Here is a 17,736-nt window from a genome sequence, read left to right as displayed (position 1 = left end):
ACTCTCCTAACATCCAATCTTTCGAATCATAATATATTCGTTGCGCATGCTTCCGTCTTTTAGACGGAAGGCGTCGGGCCGCACGCCCACAATGCGAAAGCCCATTTTTTCATACAGGGCCCGGGCCCGAAAGTTTCCCTCTAAAAATTCCAGCTCCAGCTGGGTGAGGCCTTGCCAGCTTTCCGCAATGCGGATGAGCTCCTGGAACATCGCTGTACCAATACCCTGGCCCCAGAATTCCTTTAAGAGGGCAATGCCCACATTGGCCCGGTGGCGTATCTTGGCCATATTGCTTCTGCTCACCTCGCAGTTTCCCGCGATTTTGCCCTCCACCTGGCAGACCAGCGTGGCCGCGTTCTCTGCGGCGTTCATGTTCTCTATCCACTTGGCCTCATTCTCCGGGGTGTATTTTTTGCAGTCCTCCGGACCGCGCAAGATGAATTCCGACTCTTCGGCGGACTTTACCAGATAGTCCAGCAGGCCGGGCACATCCTCCTGCCGGGGGCTGCGCAGTAAGGCTTTCCGGCCGTCCTTCAGCAGAAACGGCGTCTCGTTTGTAAGCATTATTTTTCCTCCTCCCGCAGCTGCACCCGCCTGATCTTGCCGCTGATGGTCTTGGGCAGTTCCTCCCGGAACTCCACGATGCGGGGGTACTTATAGGGAGCTGTGTGCTTCTTTACATAGGTCTGTATCTCTTTCTTCAGTTGGTCGGTGCCCTCTGTGCCCCGGGTCAGCACAATGGTGGCCTTGACCACCTGGCCCCGCACCGGGTCCGGCACGGCGGTAACGGCGCATTCCAGCACATAGGGCAGCTCCATGATCACGCTTTCGATCTCGAAGGGCCCAATGCGGTAACCAGAGGACTTGATCACATCGTCCGTGCGGCCCACGTACCAGAAGAAGCCGTCCTCGTCCCGCCAGGCCGTATCGCCAGTGTGGTACATGCCGTCATACCAGGACTCCCTGGTTTGCTTCTCATCCTGGTAGTAGCCCATAAACAGGCCGCAGGGCGCGCCCTTATCGGTACGTATCACAATCTCTCCTGTCTCGCCCACCGGGGCGCTGCTGCCGTCGGGCAGCACAATATCCACATCATACAGGGGGCTGGGCACACCCATAGAGCCCGTTTTGGGGATGGCGCCCACCGGGTTATAAATCACACAGGTGGTCTCTGTTTGACCAAAGCCCTCCATCAGCATAAGGCCCGTGGCCCGCTTCCACTGCTGGTAGACCTCTGGGTTCAGGGCCTCGCCGGCCGTGGTGGAGTACTCGATTCCAGAAAGGTCATATTTCGAGAGGTCCTCCTTGATAAAGAACCGGTACATGGTGGGCGGCGCACAGAAGGTGGTGATATGGTACTTAGCGAACATAGGCAGAATGTCGTGGGCGTCGAACTTGTCAAAATCATAGGTAAACAGCGCCGCCTCGCACATCCACTGGCCGTAGTACTTACCCCACATAGCCTTGCCCCAGCCCGTGTCAGAAATGGTAAAGTGCAGGCCGTCTGGGTTCACATTGTGCCAGTACCGGGCGGTGATATAGTGGCCAAGGGCATACTTATAGCTGTGCATCGCAATTTTCGGATAACCTGTGGTACCGGAGGTGAAGTACATTAGCATCAGGTCGCTGCCACAGGGAGAGTCTGGCTTTCGGTCATACACATCCGGGAAAAGAGCCATCTCCTTGTCAAAGTCATGCCAGCCGGTCAGCCCCCGCTCGGGCCGGTTCTCTCCAACCAGAATCTTCACCTGCACCCCAGGGCAGTTTTGGGCAGCCCGGTGGGCCTCGTCGGCGGTTTGGTCGTCGCTGGTACACAAAATAGCCTTTACCCCCGCCGCTTTAAAGCGGTAGTCAAAGTCGTGCTCCATCAAAAGATGGGTGGCCGGGATAATCACCGCGCCCATTTTATGCAGGGCCGTGATCACAAACCAGAACTGATAGTGGCGCTTGAGCACCACCAGCACCTTGTCTCCCCGCTGAATGCCCAGGCTCTCCAGGTAGTTGGCGGTTTTGTTGGACATGCGGCGGATGTCGCCAAAGGTAAAGCGGCGCTCTACCTTGTGCTTATCCACATGGAGCATCGCCAGGCGTTCTGGCTCCCGGCGGGCGATTTCGTCCACAATGTCGAAGCCAAAGTTAAAGTTCTCTTCGTTTTTAAACTGAATCTCTTTTAAGATGCCGTTCTCGTCCAGAGTGGTCTCGATAAAGGGATCGGCCACGCTCTCCCGGTTCTGCCGGGCCAGCTTGCGCTGGATGAGGGTCTGAAACCGGTCTGGCTGGTGGGGCAGGTCCTCCGTACCTTTCATCACCATGGCGTACAGCTGGCAGTCGGCTCCGCCGGTGGCGATCATCCCGTGGGGGGTGCCGGAGTTGTAGTAGATGGAGTCGCCCTCGTTGAGGGTTTCGATGTGGCTGCCGATCTGCATCTTCATGGAGCCCTTTACCACAATATCGAACTCCTGGCCCGTGTGGGCGGCCAGCTTAATGGCCACGTGCTGCTCGGCCTCGGAATAGGGCATGGTAACAAAAAACGGCTCCGCGGTCTTATCTTTAAACAGGGGGGCCAGGTTCAAATATTTGAAACCGTGGCGGCGGGCAATGGGCAGGCCGTCCCCGTGGCGGACAATGGTGTAGCTGGACAACGTGGGGCTGACGCCGCGGATCAGGTCCGTGGGGTCCACGCCAAAGCGCTTGGCGCACTTGTAGATAAAGGTAAAGCTAAAGTCCTGCTCGCCCAGTTCGCAATGCTGGTATTCCTCTTTTGTAACGCCCGTGCACTTGGCCATCTCCTCTTCCGAAAGGCCGGTAATCTCCCGCATAGTGCGGATGCGCTGGGCCACCTCGGCCAGCTGGGTTTTTAGGTCTGTTTTTTCCATTGGGTCGTCCCCCTTTGATAAGAGTAGTATATCGAAATTTTACCAGTTAACACGTTATGTCAAAACAAATTCTGCCGTCTTTTTCTCGGATATAGGGCTTGCGCTCTTTGATATAGGCGTACTGGGGGTAGCGGGCGGCACTGTTCCGCAGCAGATACATCAGCGTGGGGTGTACCGCCACGTCATGGTTGCTGTGCATCACCATCCCCTTGTGCTCCAGCCACTTCAGCATTTCCGGCAGGTGCGGGTCCGTATAAGGCTTTGCCAGAGAAAAGGGCAACTCGCTAAGGCAGAGCCAGTAGTACCAGAGGCAAAACCAGGGGCGCTTTTTCTCTCCATAGTGCTGGTTGAAGTTGTCCAGCCTGCTCTGTATCCAGGCCTCCTCTTCCGGGGCGGCCGCCGCCAGGAACCGCAGGACCACCAGCGAAGCGTCGAAGCACTCCCCCACCCCGTCGTCCTGATAGCCAAAGCAGGTGGTGCGCAGCCGCGCCAGGGTCTGCTGCCGCATAGCCTCCACCTCCGGCAGCTCTGGCCCCAGCAGGCACAGCAGCCGCAGGATCTCCAGCTCATATAGGTTGCTGGCAAACAGCTGGGTCTTTGGGGTCTGGTTCATCAGGGTCTTGTACTTTTCACCCTGGTTGTAGGCTGGAATAAAGCATTCTGGGTACATCCTGCGGCCTTCCCGGTCTCGGTTCCCCGGGCAGCGGACCCCACGGTAAAACCGTTCCGCCTCCTCTGGGGTACTTCGCGCGGCCAGCAGCTGGCCAAGGATCTGGTCTTTCTGTTTTTCGGTCAGCGTTCCATCCCGCAATAGGAAGTGGTTGGTTTTTAACGTCAGTTCGTACGCTTTCATGGACTTTCCTCCTTCGCGACCCATAAAAAAAACCGTCTCACAGGGATTTCTCCCCATGAGACGGAATTGCTCCGCGGTACCACTCATCTTGCAAAAGCAAAACGCCCCTATGGCGCTAGCCTCTGCCTCCTCTGCGGACTCTAACAAGCCCTTTGCCCTAACGCGGCTTTACGGAGGACATCTACTTCCCCAAAAACTCCACACAGCTCTTGTTAAGCTCCCGGTTGCTGGCGCGTCTCGGGTTTCGGGTCCCCGGCTCAGAAGGGATGGACATTTTCGGCCGTACCCCATTGGCTTGCAGCAACCGCCAACTCTCTGAAAGGGTCGCAACCATGTCTTCTTCGTCATTGCCTTTACTTATACAATTACATCTTACTTAAAGAGTATTATACACCCAAGTCCCAAAAAGTCAATAGTTTCCAAAAAATTTTTCCTTATACAGCGTTCTGTTTCCTCTATAAGAATGTCCTGCTGGCAGAGCGCAATATCTGTTTTTAAGCAAGCGCCAGGTTAAATGCCCATTTCTTCTTTCACTGCCTTAAAGCATTCCACCGCGAAATCCAGGTCCTCCCGGCTGTGCCCCGCAGAAACCTGGGTGCGAATACGCGCCCGGCCCTTTGGCACCACGGGATAGCTGAAGCCCACCACATACACACCTTTTTCCAGCATTCGAACCGCAAACTCTGCCGCCACTTTGGCGTCGTACAGCATTACTGCCACAATGGGGTGGCTGCCCTCCAGCACGTCAAAGCCCAAACGGCTTAGCTTCTCCCGGAAGTAGGCAGTATTCTCGTGCACCCGGTCCCGCAGCTCCGTAGAGGCTGTCAGCAGCTCCAGGGTCTTTAGACTGGCGGCGCATACAGCAGGAGCCAAGGTATTAGAGAACAGATACGGACGGCTGCGCTGGCGCAGAAGCTCTACAATTTCCTGGCGGGCCGCGGTATAGCCGCCGCTGGCCCCGCCCAGGGCCTTGCCAAAGGTGCCTGTAATAATATCCACCCGGCCCTGTACCCCGCAGAACTCCGGCGTGCCCCGGCCTGTGTCCCCCATAAAGCCCACGGCGTGGCTGTCGTCTACCATCACTAGAGCGTCAAACTCGTCTGCCAGGTCGCAGATACCTTTTAGATTGGCAATGTAGCCATCCATAGAGAACACGCCGTCTGTGGCAATGAGCTTCACCTGGCAGCCCGCCTCTTCGGCAGCCTCCAGCTGGGCCCGCAGGTCCTCCATATTGTTGTTTTTATAGCGAAAGCGCTTGGCTTTGCACAGACGCACCCCATCAATAATAGAGGCATGGTTCAGCTCGTCAGAGATAATGGCGTCCTCGGGCCCCAGCAGGGTCTCAAATAGGCCTCCGTTGGCGTCAAAGCAGGAGGAGTACAGAATCACGTCATCTGTGCCCAAGAACTCCGAGAGCTTTTGCTCCAGCTGTTTGTGAACGCTTTGGGTGCCGCAGATAAACCGCACCGACGAGAGACCAAAGCCCCATTGATCGTAGCTCTCTTTGGCCGCGGCAATCAACTCCGGATTATTGGCAAGGCCCAGGTAGTTGTTGGCGCACATATTCACCACGCGGCTGGCCTCTGTGGTGTCAATCCGGGACCGCTGGGGGGTGGTGATGACCCGTTCCCCCTTCCAGGTGCCTGCCTCACGGATCGCTTCTAGCTCATTTTTATACTTCTCTAAAGCTTTTTTCATAAAATGACCTCCCAAATAAAAACACAAGCCTTGCCAAATACATACCAGACTATACGCCGCAGCGCAAAGTTCAATAAACCGTTTCGACCGTCTTTCAAGACCGCAAGACGTGAAAGCGGGGGCCGCAAGCGGCAGACAAGCCCCAGCCCTTCACAAATCTTTCCCGTAAAGAAGAAACCGCTTGTAAAGAGCGGGTCCCGCCTGCGGAAAAGGGGTGCTTACAAGAAAAAAGCACCCCTCCCGTTCCTCTTTCCTGCCGTCCCGGCTTAAAGACACAAACGCAAAATGAAACGCTCACTCAGTCCAGTCCAAAATCACCTTCCCAGACTTTCCGCTATTCATGGCGGCAAATCCCTGCTCAAACTGGGTGTAGTGGAACCGGTGGGTGATTACCGGCGTCAGATCCAGGCCGCCCTGCACCATGTAGCTCATCTGGTGCCAGTTATCCATCTTCCGACCGTAAATCCCCTGTAAAGTAAGCCCTTTGCCAATAATACCGTTCATGTTCATAGGCACGGGTTCGTTGGAAATTCCCAAAAGGCTAATCTTGCCGCCGTTTCGCATCACAGAAATCATCTGGGTCAAGGCCGCGCCGTTTCCGCTCATCTCCAGACCAATGTCAAAGCCCTCTACCAGGCCCTGCTTGCTCATCACACTGGGCAGGTCCTCGGTCTTTACGTTCACCGCCGCGTCCGCGCCCATCTTTCGGGCCAGGTCCAGCCGGTAGTCGTTTATATCTGTAATCACCACCCGGCGGGCCCCGGCGTACTTGCACACCCCAGCGGCAATGATTCCAATGGGCCCCGCGCCGGTAATCAGTACGTCCTCTCCCACCAAGTCCCACATCAGGGCTGTATGGGTGGCATTGCCAAAAGCGTCGAAGAAAGCTACCACCTCTTCGGGCAGGCTCTCGTCAATGATAATTACATTGCTCTGGGGAATGCATACATACTGGGCAAAGGCCCCGTCCCGGTCCACGCCCACACCCTGGGTGTCTTTGCACCACTGGATGTTGCCGGTATGGCAGTTCCGGCAGCGGCCGCAGGTAATATGACCCTCGCCACTGACCCGCTGGCCCACGTGCAGCCCCTCTACCCCTGCGCCCAGCTGGGCCACCTCGCCCACATACTCGTGGCCGATGACCATGGGGGGCCGGATGTGCTCCCGGGCCCAGGGGTCCCAGTTGTAAATGTGGACATCCGTGCCGCAGATAGCGGTTTTGTGCACTTTAATCAGGACCTGCCCTGGCCCTGGCAGGGGCACCGGTACCTGGCGAAGCTCCAGTCCTGGGCCCGCAGCGGGCTTTACCAGGGCGTCCATCATTTGAGACATCGATCGATCTCCTCCTATCTTTAAGCATCCTTTGCCCTTAAGCGTCTGTTTTTTGGTCCGCGAAAGCCGGTATTGGCGGGTATAAAGCGCGCTCTTCCCGCTTTTTTATTTCTTCATCCGGAACTTGCTGACCTCGCCCTTTAGCAAATTGGCCTGGCTGAACAGCTCTGTGCTAACGGCCGCGGACTCCTCGCTGCTGGCCGAGTTGGTCTGCACCACCGCGGAGATCTGGCCAATGCCCTCGGTGACCTGCATAATGGACTCAGCTTCGCCCCGCACAGCGTCGGCAATCACGCCGATGTCCTCGTTGGAACGGGTCACCAGCTCCAGGGTCTTTTGCAGCTCGGCAGAGACCCCGCCCACAATCTGGCTGCCGCGCCCAGCGGCCTCCACGCAGTTGTCAATCAGTTCCTTGGTGGCCTTGGCCGCCTGGTCGGACTGGGCCGCCAGGTTACGTACCTCGCCGGCTACCACAGCAAAGCCCTTTCCGGCCTCGCCAGCCCGCGCCGCCTCTACCGCCGCATTCAAGGCCAGAATGTTTGTCTGGAAGGAAATATTTTCGATGGTGGCAATGATTTGCCCAATCTGCTGGGAAGTACCGCTGATGTCCTCCATGGCAGCCACCATTTGTTTCATCTGCTCGCTGCTGGCAGCCACCTGCTGGCCGGTCATCGTGGCGCGGGCCTGGGCTTCCCCGGCGGTCTGCACGTTCTGCTTGGCGCTCTTGGAAAGGTCATCCAAGGTGGCATACAGCTCCTGTACCGAGCTGGCCTGTTCCGTAGCCCCCTGAGCCAGAGACTGAGAGCTGCTGGCCAGCTGGTCGGCGTTGGCAGAAATGCGCTGCTCCGCCTGGGCAATGGCGCCTAAAGCCCCGGAAAGGGTGCTGGTAAAGCTGTCGATAGAAGCCTGAATCGAGCGAAAATCTCCTATGTAGTCCGCGCTGGTACTCACATCAAAATCTCCCTGAGAGACCCGGTCCAGAATGCTGTTGATGTCTGTTACATAGCTCTCAATCAGTCCCATAGAATGCTCCAGGGTGCTGGCCAGCTGGCCCAGCTCATCCTTGGAGCTGTAGTTAAACTTTAGCTCCAGCTTACCCTCTTGCAGCACCTTGCTGCTCTCGGTAATGCTAAGGATGGGCTCCACCACCCGCTTGATCACATAGAGGATCAGGCCAATCAGGCAGAACAGCGCCAGCGCCAGACACACCCCCGAAGTGATGTGCATGGTTACGGCTGTATTCTCCATCTCGGCGGCGCTTTCTTGGCTAAGGGCGCTGCTGCGCTCGATCACTTGATCTAAAAGACCCACTAAGGTGCCCAAATTGCCATGAATGGTCTCTTGAAAATAGCTGGTGGCTGCCTGGGGGTCTGTCTTCAGCAAATCCAGTACGTAGGTGGCGGACTCATGCAGTTCCTTGTGCAGGGGCTCCAGCTGAGAACGCAGAGCCAGAATATCCTGGTCGTCGGTTCCCGCTTCGCCGTACAGCCACTGGCCCAAAACACAAGTAGAGGGGTCGATACTGCCGGTAAACTCTGTGCCGGCATACAGGGCGTTACTTAGGTTTGTTACCCACTTGTAGTGGGCAGTTTCCGCCTTTTCCGCCCGGTCCAGCAGGGCGTTGGCCTGAGATGCCATTGCCTGGGTGGCCTGTATCCTGAAAATATTAAAGGTGGTCATGAAACTGAACAGCAGTGTAGAAACCAGTACTGCCACCACCCGAATGGCAACGGTTCTCTTAATACTTTTTTGCATTGGAACACACATCCTTCCTCGTTATCCGCGGCAAAGCTAAAAAGCCGACGATTACTTATGCTAATAATACACTACGCGGCGTGGTTTTGCAAGTCCAAAATTTTGCACAAAAGAGGCGGCGCGCCCCGCATTGACTTTCCACCCGTTCTCTGGTACTATAATTCTAAAGCATATTCCCCAGGAGGCTTTTTTATGGCTATGGACATGACCCGGGGGCCGGCGGTACGCTCTATGCTGCGTTTTGCCGTGCCCATGGTGTTGGGCAACCTTTTGCAGCAGTGCTATAACATCGCGGACACCCTAATTGTCGGCAAATTCTTGGGGCCCGATACCCTGGCGGCGGTGGGCTCCTCTTTTACGCTGATGACCTTTCTCACCTCCATTCTTCTGGGCCTTTGCATGGGCAGCGGGACTCTTTTTTCTATCCGTTTTGGCCAGCGGGACCAGCGAGGACTGCAAGAGGCCGTATGCGCCTCTTTTCTGCTTATTTTAGCCCTCACGCTGGTCTTGAATCTGGCGGTGTTTCTGTGTCTAGACGGCATAAAGTGGTTTATGCGGGTGCCAGACCCGGTTTGGGGCCACATGCGGGCCTATCTCTGGGTAATTTTCTGCGGCATTTTCGCCACCTTTTTATATAATTACTTTGCCTCTTTGCTGCGTGCCCTGGGAAACTCGGTAACGCCCCTAGTGTTTTTAGGGGCCTCCGCCTTATTGAACATTGGCCTGGACCTCTGGTTTGTTCTTGGGCTGCGGTGGGGACCGGCCGGAGCGGCCTGGGCCACAGTGATTGCCCAATATGTGTCTGGGGTGGGCATTGCCATTTATTCTCTGCTGCGGCTGCCCTGCCTGAAAATGACCCGGGCCCAGCGCCGGGTCGGCTGGAACTGCGTGCGGCAAATCGCCAGCTTTTCAGTGCTCACCTGCCTACAGCAGTCGGTGATGAACCTGGGCATTCTGCTGGTACAGGGCATTGTCAACAGCTTTGGTCCAGCGGTGATGGCGGCTTTTGCCGCGGCTGTGAAGATCGACGCCTTTGCCTACATGCCTGTGCAGGACTTTGGCAACGCCTTTTCCACCTATACTGCCCAAAACTACGGAGCCGGCCAGCGCCGGCGTATTCAGGCCGGGTTTCGGGGGGCGGCGCTGGCCGCCCTGGTCTTTTGCCTGGGGGTCTCGGGGCTGGTTTGTCTGTTTGCCCCACAGCTGATGGGGCTCTTTGTGGACCCGGCGGAGACAGAGATCATCGCCCAGGGAGTGCGGTACCTTCGCATTGAGGGAGCCTTCTACTGGGGCATTGGGTTCCTCTTTTTGCTGTACGGCCTCTACCGGGCCCTGGGCCGCCCAGGCATGTCTGTGGTGCTAACCGTAGTCTCCCTGGGCCTGCGGGTGGCCCTGGCCCACAGCCTCTCGGCCGTGACGTCCATTGGCGTAACCGGCATCTGGTGGTCTGTGCCCATTGGCTGGGTGCTGGCAGACCTGGCGGGCTTTGGGTATTACTTTATCCGGCGGAAGAAACTGCTGCCCGGCTTTTTCCAGGAATAGCCGAAAACGGGCCCCTTGGCCGGCCTCTGCCTCTCAAAGCCGCCCAGCGTCTTTTTTACTCCGAAACGCCGTTTATTCTGACCAGAAGCCGTCCTTTTTGTGTCCCCCCTAAAAAAGGCGACCGTTTTTCCGGGGGCTTTTTCTTGTACTACAAAATCATGCAAAGTCTGGCAGACGCCTATTTTAATTGGAGTGAAACGCTGCTCAAAAAAAGGGTGCGTAAGATCCCCTTTTAAACCATCGGTAGAGCGGCCACGCCGATTCTCACGCACATTCACTACAAAAAAGGCCGGCGTTTCCCTTTTGGGGAAGAACGCCGGTCTTTTCTTATTCGCTAAAGTCCTCTATGTAGTGCTGCGGGTGTTGGTTCCAGTACCCCCTGTATACCCGGCTGTCGTTGCCATCCAGGTTCATCTGGTACATGCGGAACAGCACCCAGATATCTTTGGGCTGCCATTGCTCCATGTAGGAGTACTTATAGGTCATGCCCAGGCGGCGCATCACCCGGCCGCTGCGGGGATTGTCGGTGTCGTGGGTCGCCGTTACATACTGCACGCCATCTGCCCGCAGCTGGTCCATCACCGCCCGGCAGGCCTCGGTGGCAATGCCCTGCCGCCAGAACTCCCGCCGCAGCCCATAGCCCATGTCGTGGCCTTCACCAGCGCTCACCTCCACATAGCCCACCGGCCGGTCGTCGGCTTTCATGCACACCGCATAGCCATAGCCCTTTGGCTGGCTATACAGCTGGGCGTAGCGCCGAACGTACAGCTCCTGGGCCTGCTCCATGGTCTCCACTGGATACCAGGGCAGATAGGTGTTCGCTTCCTTGTCGCTAAAAATGCTGAAAATCGCCTCCAGGTCATCCTCCGTAAACCTTCTTAGTATCAGCCGCTCCGTCTCCAAGCGGGGCGTATTTTTGGTATTCATAAGTCCTCCATTCACGGCCCTATGCCGCCTATACCATCCTCCACAGCATACGGCCCCCGGCAAACCACACTGTTAGCCTTCCCTGGTCCTTTAACCAGAACAAAAACAAGCGCACCGTGCTGCCCACCAGGGCGTACCGCTGAACGTTCAGCTCTATGCTAAGCAGCCCACATAGCTTTGACAAAACTTCCTCAAAGCTGCCGGGCTCTTTACAAAGACCCGCGATGGTCTCCCCCAATTCCGTGGTTTTGTCCATGTTGTACTGGGCCGGCTCCCGAATATTCTCTGTTACCGGAGCGTGGGATGGTACAAACAGGGACGCTTTCATGGCTTTCACCTGTTCCAAGGTATCCAGGTAAGCAGCCACATCATAAATAAAGTTGACCTTGCACTTTTCCCGCGTCTCCCGGGTGGAAAGGCAGTCGGCCAAATACATCACATGGTCCCGGGTGGTAAAGCTCACCATATGAAAAAATATCCGGGCAGGGACACAGCCCGCAGGCCCCCCGGGCAGCCGCTCTGGGTCCAGGGGGCGGGCGCGGCTCTCCTGGGCCATAAGAAATTTGTGCCGCAGCTCCTTCATAGGGAAGCCGCCGTACAAAAAAGCCGGCTCCAGCACCGGGTGGCAGGTAAAAGCGCACTCAATGCCCGGCGCAAAGCTCTGGCACCCCCGGGACTCCTCCAGCCGCACAAGCCCCACCCTGGCGGGGCTCTCCAAATAAAAACCATCCGCACCGGTCTGGCGCAGCTCATCCATATGCCGCCGCCCCCTTTTTATTTAGAGCTCTTGTGGAATAAAACACATTCGACGCCCCTGGGGATTTGCCTCCGGAACTCTCCCGCCATTTTTACAAAACCCCTTTTGCGCAGAAGTCTGTTGGAATAAGCCGAAAGGCAGCACCCTATGGCACTGCCTTCAACATACCACGTACCCTTTCATTTGTCAAGAGCCGGCAGGAATTATACGCAACTAAATTTTTATTCGTATATATAGTAATGTTTCTTATTATATTATACGAATATAGGCTGTAGCTGCCGGCCCGCCAGGGCAGCGGCCACAGTCTCTTTTAGCAGGGAAAAGTCCGCCACCAGAGAAAAGGGTTTTTTCACTGGGTCATCCTGACGCAAGGGCACAAAGTACACGTTTTTGGTATTCATCAGCCGGGCGGCGTTCTGCCCCGATGCCGCCAGGGCGTCGTTGCTGGCCAGGCAAATAACCACCGGCAGCCCCACCCGCAGGGAGGACTTTACCGCCATGGTCACCGGCGTGTCGGTAATCCCCAGCGCCAGCTTTGACAAGGTGTTCCCTGTGCATGGGCACACCACCATAGCGTCTACCAGTCCCTTAGGGCCCAGGGGCTCCACCTCCACAATGGTGTGCAGCACCTTTCGGCCTGTGGTTTTCTCCCCTTGGCGAATAAAGTCCGCGGCTTTGCCAAACCGGGTATCTGTGGTATAGACGTTTTCCGACATAATGGGCAGCAGGGCATAGTCCCCGCTTAGCTCTGCCATTTGCTCCATGGCTCTGTCCAGGGTGCAGAAAGAACCGCACATGGCAAACCCCAGCGTTTGCATAGTATACCATCTCCTTTCGTAAATGCTCTACTCCTCCCGCAGCATATGATAGACCGCTTCCTGAATCAGCTCTCCCGAGGCCTTGGGCGACATCCGTCCCGGCAGAGACGGGGCTAACAGCACCCGCACCCCGGCGGCTTCGGCGGCCTCCAGATCAATGCCGCCGGGAGCCGAGGCCAGTTCAACGGCCAATGCGTCCTGGCTCTGGCAGGCCAGGGCCTCTTCGCCAATGACCCGGGCGGGCACAGTATTGAAAATCAGATCAAAGGGCCGGGCAATCTCCCCATAACGAAGGGCCTGGTATCCCGCGGCCCGGATACAGGTAAGGTCGCTGTCCTTTCGGGCGCCGCAAAACACCTGGGCCCCCATGCCCCGCAGCATGCCGCACAGGGCCTTTCCAATGCGCCCATAGCCTGTTACCAGGCACCGGGCGCCGCCCAGGGTGCCCGGGTGCTCCTGTACCGCCAGAGCCACCGCGCCCTCGGCGGTCAGATAGGCGTTGCCGGCTACCAGCTCCTCCCGGGCGTAATAATCACCGTAGCGCACCTGCTGCCATAAGGACGACGAGGCCACCAGCTTCGCCATCATGCCCCCAAAGACCCGTCTGCCCCCGAACATCCGGGCAAAGCTGTCATCCAGCCGGATCTCCATGTTGGAAAGGGGCGTATTCAGGTAAAGCCCGTCCCGGGTGGCAGGCAGAGGCAGCAGAACGGCTTCGCATTTTTCCGCCAGCAGAGAAAGCCCCACCTGGGGAAACCCCTCCCGGCCAGGGGCATTTTCCAGGCAGCTAAGGTAGACCCGGCAGCCATCGTTAGCTAGGGCCCTAGCCAAGTAGATCTGCCGCAGGTCCCCGCCTGCTATGCCAAAGGCACTGATCATATCAGACCCATCCTTTCGGTTGATGAAGATAGTTATAGGAAACGCACTTAATAAAAAACCGGTATTTACCGTTTTTTTAAGCGGAGTAGCGAAGCTGCCCGGTTCAAAACAAGTGGAATACCTTATTTTGAACCGCGTTAACTATACCATAGGGCTTGCCCCGCCCCTGGGGGATATTCCATAGTATGGCAGAGGCGGGGTTTTGGTGAAATATAGTAAGCCCCCTTGAAAATCGGCTTTGCCGCCCAAGTTCAAAAGATTCGCTCTCCTTCTTTTGAATCCTGCTAACAAAACAAAGAGAGCCGCAAAGCGGCCCTCTCTCAAAATACCATGCGATTGTATCCGGCAGCTGGTGGGGGTATATGCACAGCCCGTCGGCACGGGTCTCCAAAACCTCCAGGGCCCAGGGTTCCATACCGGCCGCTCTTCCAATCAGCCTAGAACGCGTCCCGAATCAGGGGCCCATTTCTCTTCTCCATGGTCTTCTCCTTATGTGACGCTGAACTGACTATTATACAGCTGGGCGTAGAAGCCTCCCTTTTCCAGCAGCTCCTGGTGGTTACCCTGCTCGATGATATGTCCATCCTTCATCACCAAAATGGTGTCCGCGTCTCGGATGGTGGAAAGCCGGTGGGCAACCACAAAGCTGGTGCGGCCCTTCATCATTTTGGCAAAGGCCCGCTGAATGCGGATCTCCGTGCGGGTGTCAATAGAGGAGGTCGCTTCATCCAGAATCAGCATGGGCGGCAGGCTTAGCATGACCCGGGCAATGCACAGCAGCTGCTTCTGTCCCTGGCTTAGGCCCCCCAGGTCCTCCCCGATGACCGTGTCGTAGCCCTTTGGCAGCCGCTGGATAAAGCTGTGGGCGTGGGCGCTCTTGGCGGCGGCCACCACCTCTTCGGGGCTGGCCTCCGGCCGGCTGTAGGCAATGTTCTCCCGCACTGTGCCCTGCTTCAGCCAGGTGTCTTGCAGCACCATACCGAAATTGCGGCGCAGGCTGTGGCGGGTGATCTGCCGGACGTCTGTGCCGTCTACCAAAATAGCTCCGCTGTTCACATCGTAAAAGCGCATCAGAAGGTTGATCACCGTGGTCTTGCCGCAGCCAGTGGGGCCCACCAGGGCCACCCGGCTGCCCGGGGCCACCTGTAGGTTAAAATCCTCGATGAGCCGCTGGCCGGGCCGGTAGGCAAAGTCTACCTGGTCCACCGCCACCCGGCCCTGAGCCGTGCCTAGAACCAGGGCGTCGGGGGCGTCGGGGGCCTGGGGCTCCTCCTCTATGAGCTCGAACACCCGGGCGGCACAGGCCAGGGCGTTTTGCAGCTCGGTGACCACCCCGGAGATCTCGTTGAAGGGCTTGGTGTACTGGTTGGCATAGCTTAAAAAGCAGGAGAGCTGTCCCACGGTGAGCCCCCCGCCCACCACAGACAGGGCCCCCACAATGCCCACCCCGGTATACACCAGGGAATTGACAAAACGGGTGGAGGGGTTTGTGATGGAGGAAAAGAAGATGGCCTTTAGGGAGCAGCGGCGCAGGCGCTCGTTGATCTCGCCAAAGCGTTCCATGGCATTTTTCTCTTGGCCAAAGGCCCGCACCACCTTTTGGCTGCCCACCATCTCCTCTACAAAGCCGGTCTGCTCCCCCCGCACCTGAGACTGCTGGCGGAACATATTGTAGGTACTTTTGGCAATAAAGGCCGCTACCACCAGAGAGACCGGGGTAATGAGCACTACCACCAGGGTGATGGTCACGTTCACCGAAAGCATGAAGCCCAGGGTGCCCAAAATGGTAATGACACCGGTAAACAGCTGGGTAAAGCCCATCAAAAGGCCATCGGCAAACTGGTCCACGTCCGCGATCACCCGGCTGACCACCTCCCCAGCGGGGTGGGCGTCAATATATTTCAGGGGCAGGCGCTGAAGCCTTTGAAACGCCTCGTTACGGATGTCTCGAACCACCCGGTAGGTGACCCGGTTATTGATTACGCTCATCACCCACTGAGCCAGGGCCGCCGCGGCAATGACCACGCCGATTTGGACCAGAATGGAGAAAACCGCCCCAAAGTCCACCTGGCCCGGGCCCACAATCTGGTCCACCGCATGGCCGGTGAGGATGGGAATATATAGGGAAGCGGCCACCGAAACCGCCGCCAGTAAAACAGACAACCCCACCAGCAGCCAGTAGCGCCGGATATATTGCAGCACTTTTTTTAACGTGCCCTTTTTGGCCCTCTGCCTCATGTCCGCTTCCCTCCCTTCTCAAACTGGGACTCGTAAATCTCCCGGTAAACTCCGCAGTTTTCTAAAAGTTGGTCATGGGTGCCCAGCCCAACGGCCCGGCCCTCGTCCAGCACGATAATCAGATCAGCGTGGCGGATGGAAGAGGCCCGCTGGCTGACAATAAACACCGTGGGCCGGCCTGGCAGGCCAGCAAGGGCCTGCCGAAGCCTGGCGTCTGTGGCAAAGTCCAGGGCACTGGCACTATCGTCCAAAATCAGGATCTCCGGCCCTCTTACCAGGGCTCTGGCAATGGTCAGCCGCTGGCGCTGGCCCCCGGAAAAGTTCCGGCCCCCTTGCTCCACCGGCTCTTCCAGGCCCTTGGGCTTTTGCTCCATAAACTCCCTGGCCTGGGCGGTCTCCAGGGCCTGCCACAGCTCCTGGTCCGAGGCGTCCCCCCGGCCCCACAGCAGGTTCTGCCGCACCGTGCCCCCAAAGAGCACGGCCTTTTGGGGCACCACGCCGATTTTCTGCCGCAGCTCCTCCAGGGGCTGCTGGCGGACGTCCACGCCGCCCACCAGCACCTGGCCTTCTGTTGCTTCATAAAACCGGGGAATCAGGTTGACCAAAGAGGTCTTTCCGCTGCCGGTACTCCCGATAATCCCCACCGTCTGGCCAGGCTTCACGGTAAAGCTGAGACCCGTTAGGGTGGGGGCGCCCGCCCCCTGGTAGGTGAGGGACACTTCCCGGAACTCTACCCCCGCGCCACTGCCAGAAACGCCCTTTTCCGGAGAGCAAAGGCCTGGCTGGATCTCCAGCACGGCAGCGACCCGGTTGGCGCAAGCCAGGGCCTTGGTAATATTAATAATCAGGTTAGCCAGCTTTACCAGCTCCACCAGGATTTGAGACATGTAGTTTAGCAGGGCCACCACCGCCCCCTGGGTAATCATGCCTGTGTCCACCCGCAGGGCCCCCACCCAGACCAGGACCACGGCCCCCAGGTTGATGAGCACATAGGTCACCGGATTCATAAGAGCGGAAACCTTGCCCACAAACTCCTGTAAATGGGTCAGGGCGTTGTTCTCTGCCTGGAAAGCCGCGGCTTCATCCTCCTCCCGGCCAAAGGCCCGGACCACCCGCACACCGGTAAGGTTTTCCCGGGTGATGCCCAGCACCTTGTCCAGCCCCTGCTGCACCTGCTTATAGCGGGGCATGGTCCACAGCATTACCCCAAACACCACAATGGACAGCAGGGGAATCACCGCCACAAAAATAAGGGCCGCCTTCCAGTCAATGGCAAAGGCCATGACCATTGCCCCGAACACCACAAAGGGCGAGCGCAGAAGCAGGCGTAGGGTAAGGTTCATGCCGTTCTGCACCTGGTTAATGTCGCTGGTCATACGGGTGATCAGGGTGGCGGGCCCCTCGCGGTCCATCTCGGCAAAGCCCAGGCTTTGGATGTGCCCAAACAGGGCTGCCCGAACCTTGGCCGCGAAGCCCACCGAGGCCTTAGCCGCGAAGAACTGGGCGGTAATGGAACAGACCAGCCCCACCACGCCCAGGGCCACCAGCACCAGGCACATGCGGATAATGTAGTTTTGGTCCTGGTGGGCAATGCCAGTATCAATGACAGCCCGCATCACCAGGGGCACCATGAGCTCGAAAGAGGCCTCCAGCAGCTTGAACAAGGGCCCCAGGACGCATTCTTTTCGGTACTCCTTTAAATAGAATAGGAGCTTTTTCATTCTATTTCACTTCCATAATATAAATCTGGCAGGGGTTGGCCTCATCCCAAAGGGTGGGAAAGCACTCCAAAGGCAAAAACCCCAGGCTCTGGTAAAAGCGGTTGGTCCCGTCGTAACTTTCATAGCGCCCCGGCTCCACTGTTTTCACCGTGAGGAACCGGCAGCCCCGCTCCTGGGCATAGGCGTACAGGGCCCGGAACAACCCTCGACCCAGCCCCCGCCGGTGGAGCGCCCCTTCTACCGCCATAACGTAGACCTCCCCCGCCCAGAGACTGGTGGGCCGGTAGGCGATGAACCCCCGAGCCCGCCCCTGTTCCAGGTCTGCCCACAGGGGCAGCTG

Annotated in this window: 14 protein-coding genes; 1 reads left to right on the top strand and 13 read right to left on the bottom strand. The window is 57.6% G+C overall.

Annotation, left to right across the window (positions count from 1 at the left end):
• Positions 1-6: 6 nt before the first annotated feature.
• The 6 genes from U8U68_RS09835 to U8U68_RS09810 all read right to left on the bottom strand — a co-directional run bounded on the left by U8U68_RS09835 (position 7) and on the right by U8U68_RS09810 (position 8,514).
• Entirely contained in the window at positions 7-564 is a 558-nt protein-coding gene (locus U8U68_RS09835; RefSeq protein ID WP_322200636.1) for a GNAT family N-acetyltransferase, read from the bottom strand.
• The gene (locus U8U68_RS09830) at positions 564-2,876 is read right to left on the bottom strand and encodes an AMP-binding protein (protein WP_322200635.1); all 2,313 of its coding nucleotides are present in this window, start codon (positions 2,874-2,876) and stop codon (positions 564-566) included. The genes U8U68_RS09835 and U8U68_RS09830 overlap by 1 nt, the downstream gene beginning before the upstream one ends.
• 46 nt (positions 2,877-2,922) lie before the next feature.
• Positions 2,923-3,729 (bottom strand): hypothetical protein, encoded by an 807-nt coding sequence (locus U8U68_RS09825; RefSeq protein WP_322200634.1) that lies wholly within the window; start codon positions 3,727-3,729, stop codon positions 2,923-2,925.
• A 510-nt stretch (positions 3,730-4,239) separates the two neighbouring features.
• Positions 4,240-5,427 (bottom strand): glycine C-acetyltransferase, encoded by a 1,188-nt coding sequence (locus U8U68_RS09820; RefSeq protein WP_322200633.1) that lies wholly within the window; start codon positions 5,425-5,427, stop codon positions 4,240-4,242.
• Between the two features lie 294 nt (positions 5,428-5,721).
• Positions 5,722-6,759 (bottom strand): L-threonine 3-dehydrogenase, encoded by a 1,038-nt coding sequence (gene tdh, locus U8U68_RS09815; protein WP_322200632.1) that lies wholly within the window; start codon positions 6,757-6,759, stop codon positions 5,722-5,724.
• Positions 6,760-6,864: 105 nt separating this feature from the next.
• On the bottom strand, positions 6,865-8,514 hold the full coding sequence (locus U8U68_RS09810) for a methyl-accepting chemotaxis protein (RefSeq protein ID WP_322200631.1): 1,650 nt from the start codon (positions 8,512-8,514) through the stop codon (positions 6,865-6,867).
• A gap of 192 nt (positions 8,515-8,706) precedes the next feature.
• Between U8U68_RS09810 and U8U68_RS09805 the strand changes: the two genes are divergently transcribed.
• On the top strand, positions 8,707-10,056 hold the full coding sequence (locus U8U68_RS09805; protein WP_322200630.1) for an MATE family efflux transporter: 1,350 nt from the start codon (positions 8,707-8,709) through the stop codon (positions 10,054-10,056).
• 327 nt (positions 10,057-10,383) lie between these two features.
• Here U8U68_RS09805 and U8U68_RS09800 read toward each other — a convergent pair whose 3' ends face one another.
• From U8U68_RS09800 to U8U68_RS09770, 7 genes are all read right to left on the bottom strand, one after another.
• Complete coding sequence (locus tag U8U68_RS09800; RefSeq protein WP_322200629.1) at positions 10,384-10,983, bottom strand: GNAT family N-acetyltransferase; 600 nt, start codon at positions 10,981-10,983, stop codon at positions 10,384-10,386.
• 28 nt (positions 10,984-11,011) lie between these two features.
• Complete coding sequence (locus U8U68_RS09795; RefSeq protein ID WP_322200628.1) at positions 11,012-11,740, bottom strand: MBL fold metallo-hydrolase; 729 nt, start codon at positions 11,738-11,740, stop codon at positions 11,012-11,014.
• Positions 11,741-11,994: 254 nt separating this feature from the next.
• Complete coding sequence (locus U8U68_RS09790; RefSeq protein ID WP_322200627.1) at positions 11,995-12,558, bottom strand: dipicolinate synthase subunit B; 564 nt, start codon at positions 12,556-12,558, stop codon at positions 11,995-11,997.
• A gap of 27 nt (positions 12,559-12,585) precedes the next feature.
• Positions 12,586-13,437 (bottom strand): dipicolinate synthase subunit DpsA, encoded by an 852-nt coding sequence (locus U8U68_RS09785; protein WP_322200626.1) that lies wholly within the window; start codon positions 13,435-13,437, stop codon positions 12,586-12,588.
• Positions 13,438-13,926: 489 nt separating this feature from the next.
• Positions 13,927-15,675 (bottom strand): ABC transporter ATP-binding protein, encoded by a 1,749-nt coding sequence (locus U8U68_RS09780; protein WP_322200625.1) that lies wholly within the window; start codon positions 15,673-15,675, stop codon positions 13,927-13,929.
• The gene (locus U8U68_RS09775; RefSeq protein WP_322200624.1) at positions 15,672-17,396 is read right to left on the bottom strand and encodes an ABC transporter ATP-binding protein; all 1,725 of its coding nucleotides are present in this window, start codon (positions 17,394-17,396) and stop codon (positions 15,672-15,674) included. Before U8U68_RS09775 ends, U8U68_RS09780 begins: the two co-directional genes overlap by 4 nt.
• A 1-nt stretch (position 17,397) precedes the next feature.
• Positions 17,398-17,733 (bottom strand): GNAT family N-acetyltransferase, encoded by a 336-nt coding sequence (locus U8U68_RS09770; protein WP_322200658.1) that lies wholly within the window; start codon positions 17,731-17,733, stop codon positions 17,398-17,400.
• Positions 17,734-17,736 lie beyond the last annotated feature (3 nt).

The sequence above is a fragment of the Acutalibacter intestini genome, from assembly GCF_034334985.1.
GTDB lineage: Bacteria > Bacillota > Clostridia > Oscillospirales > Acutalibacteraceae > Acutalibacter > Acutalibacter intestini.
The sequence above is the reverse complement of the archived record's forward strand: the minus strand, read 5'-3'. Positions and strand labels throughout refer to the sequence as shown.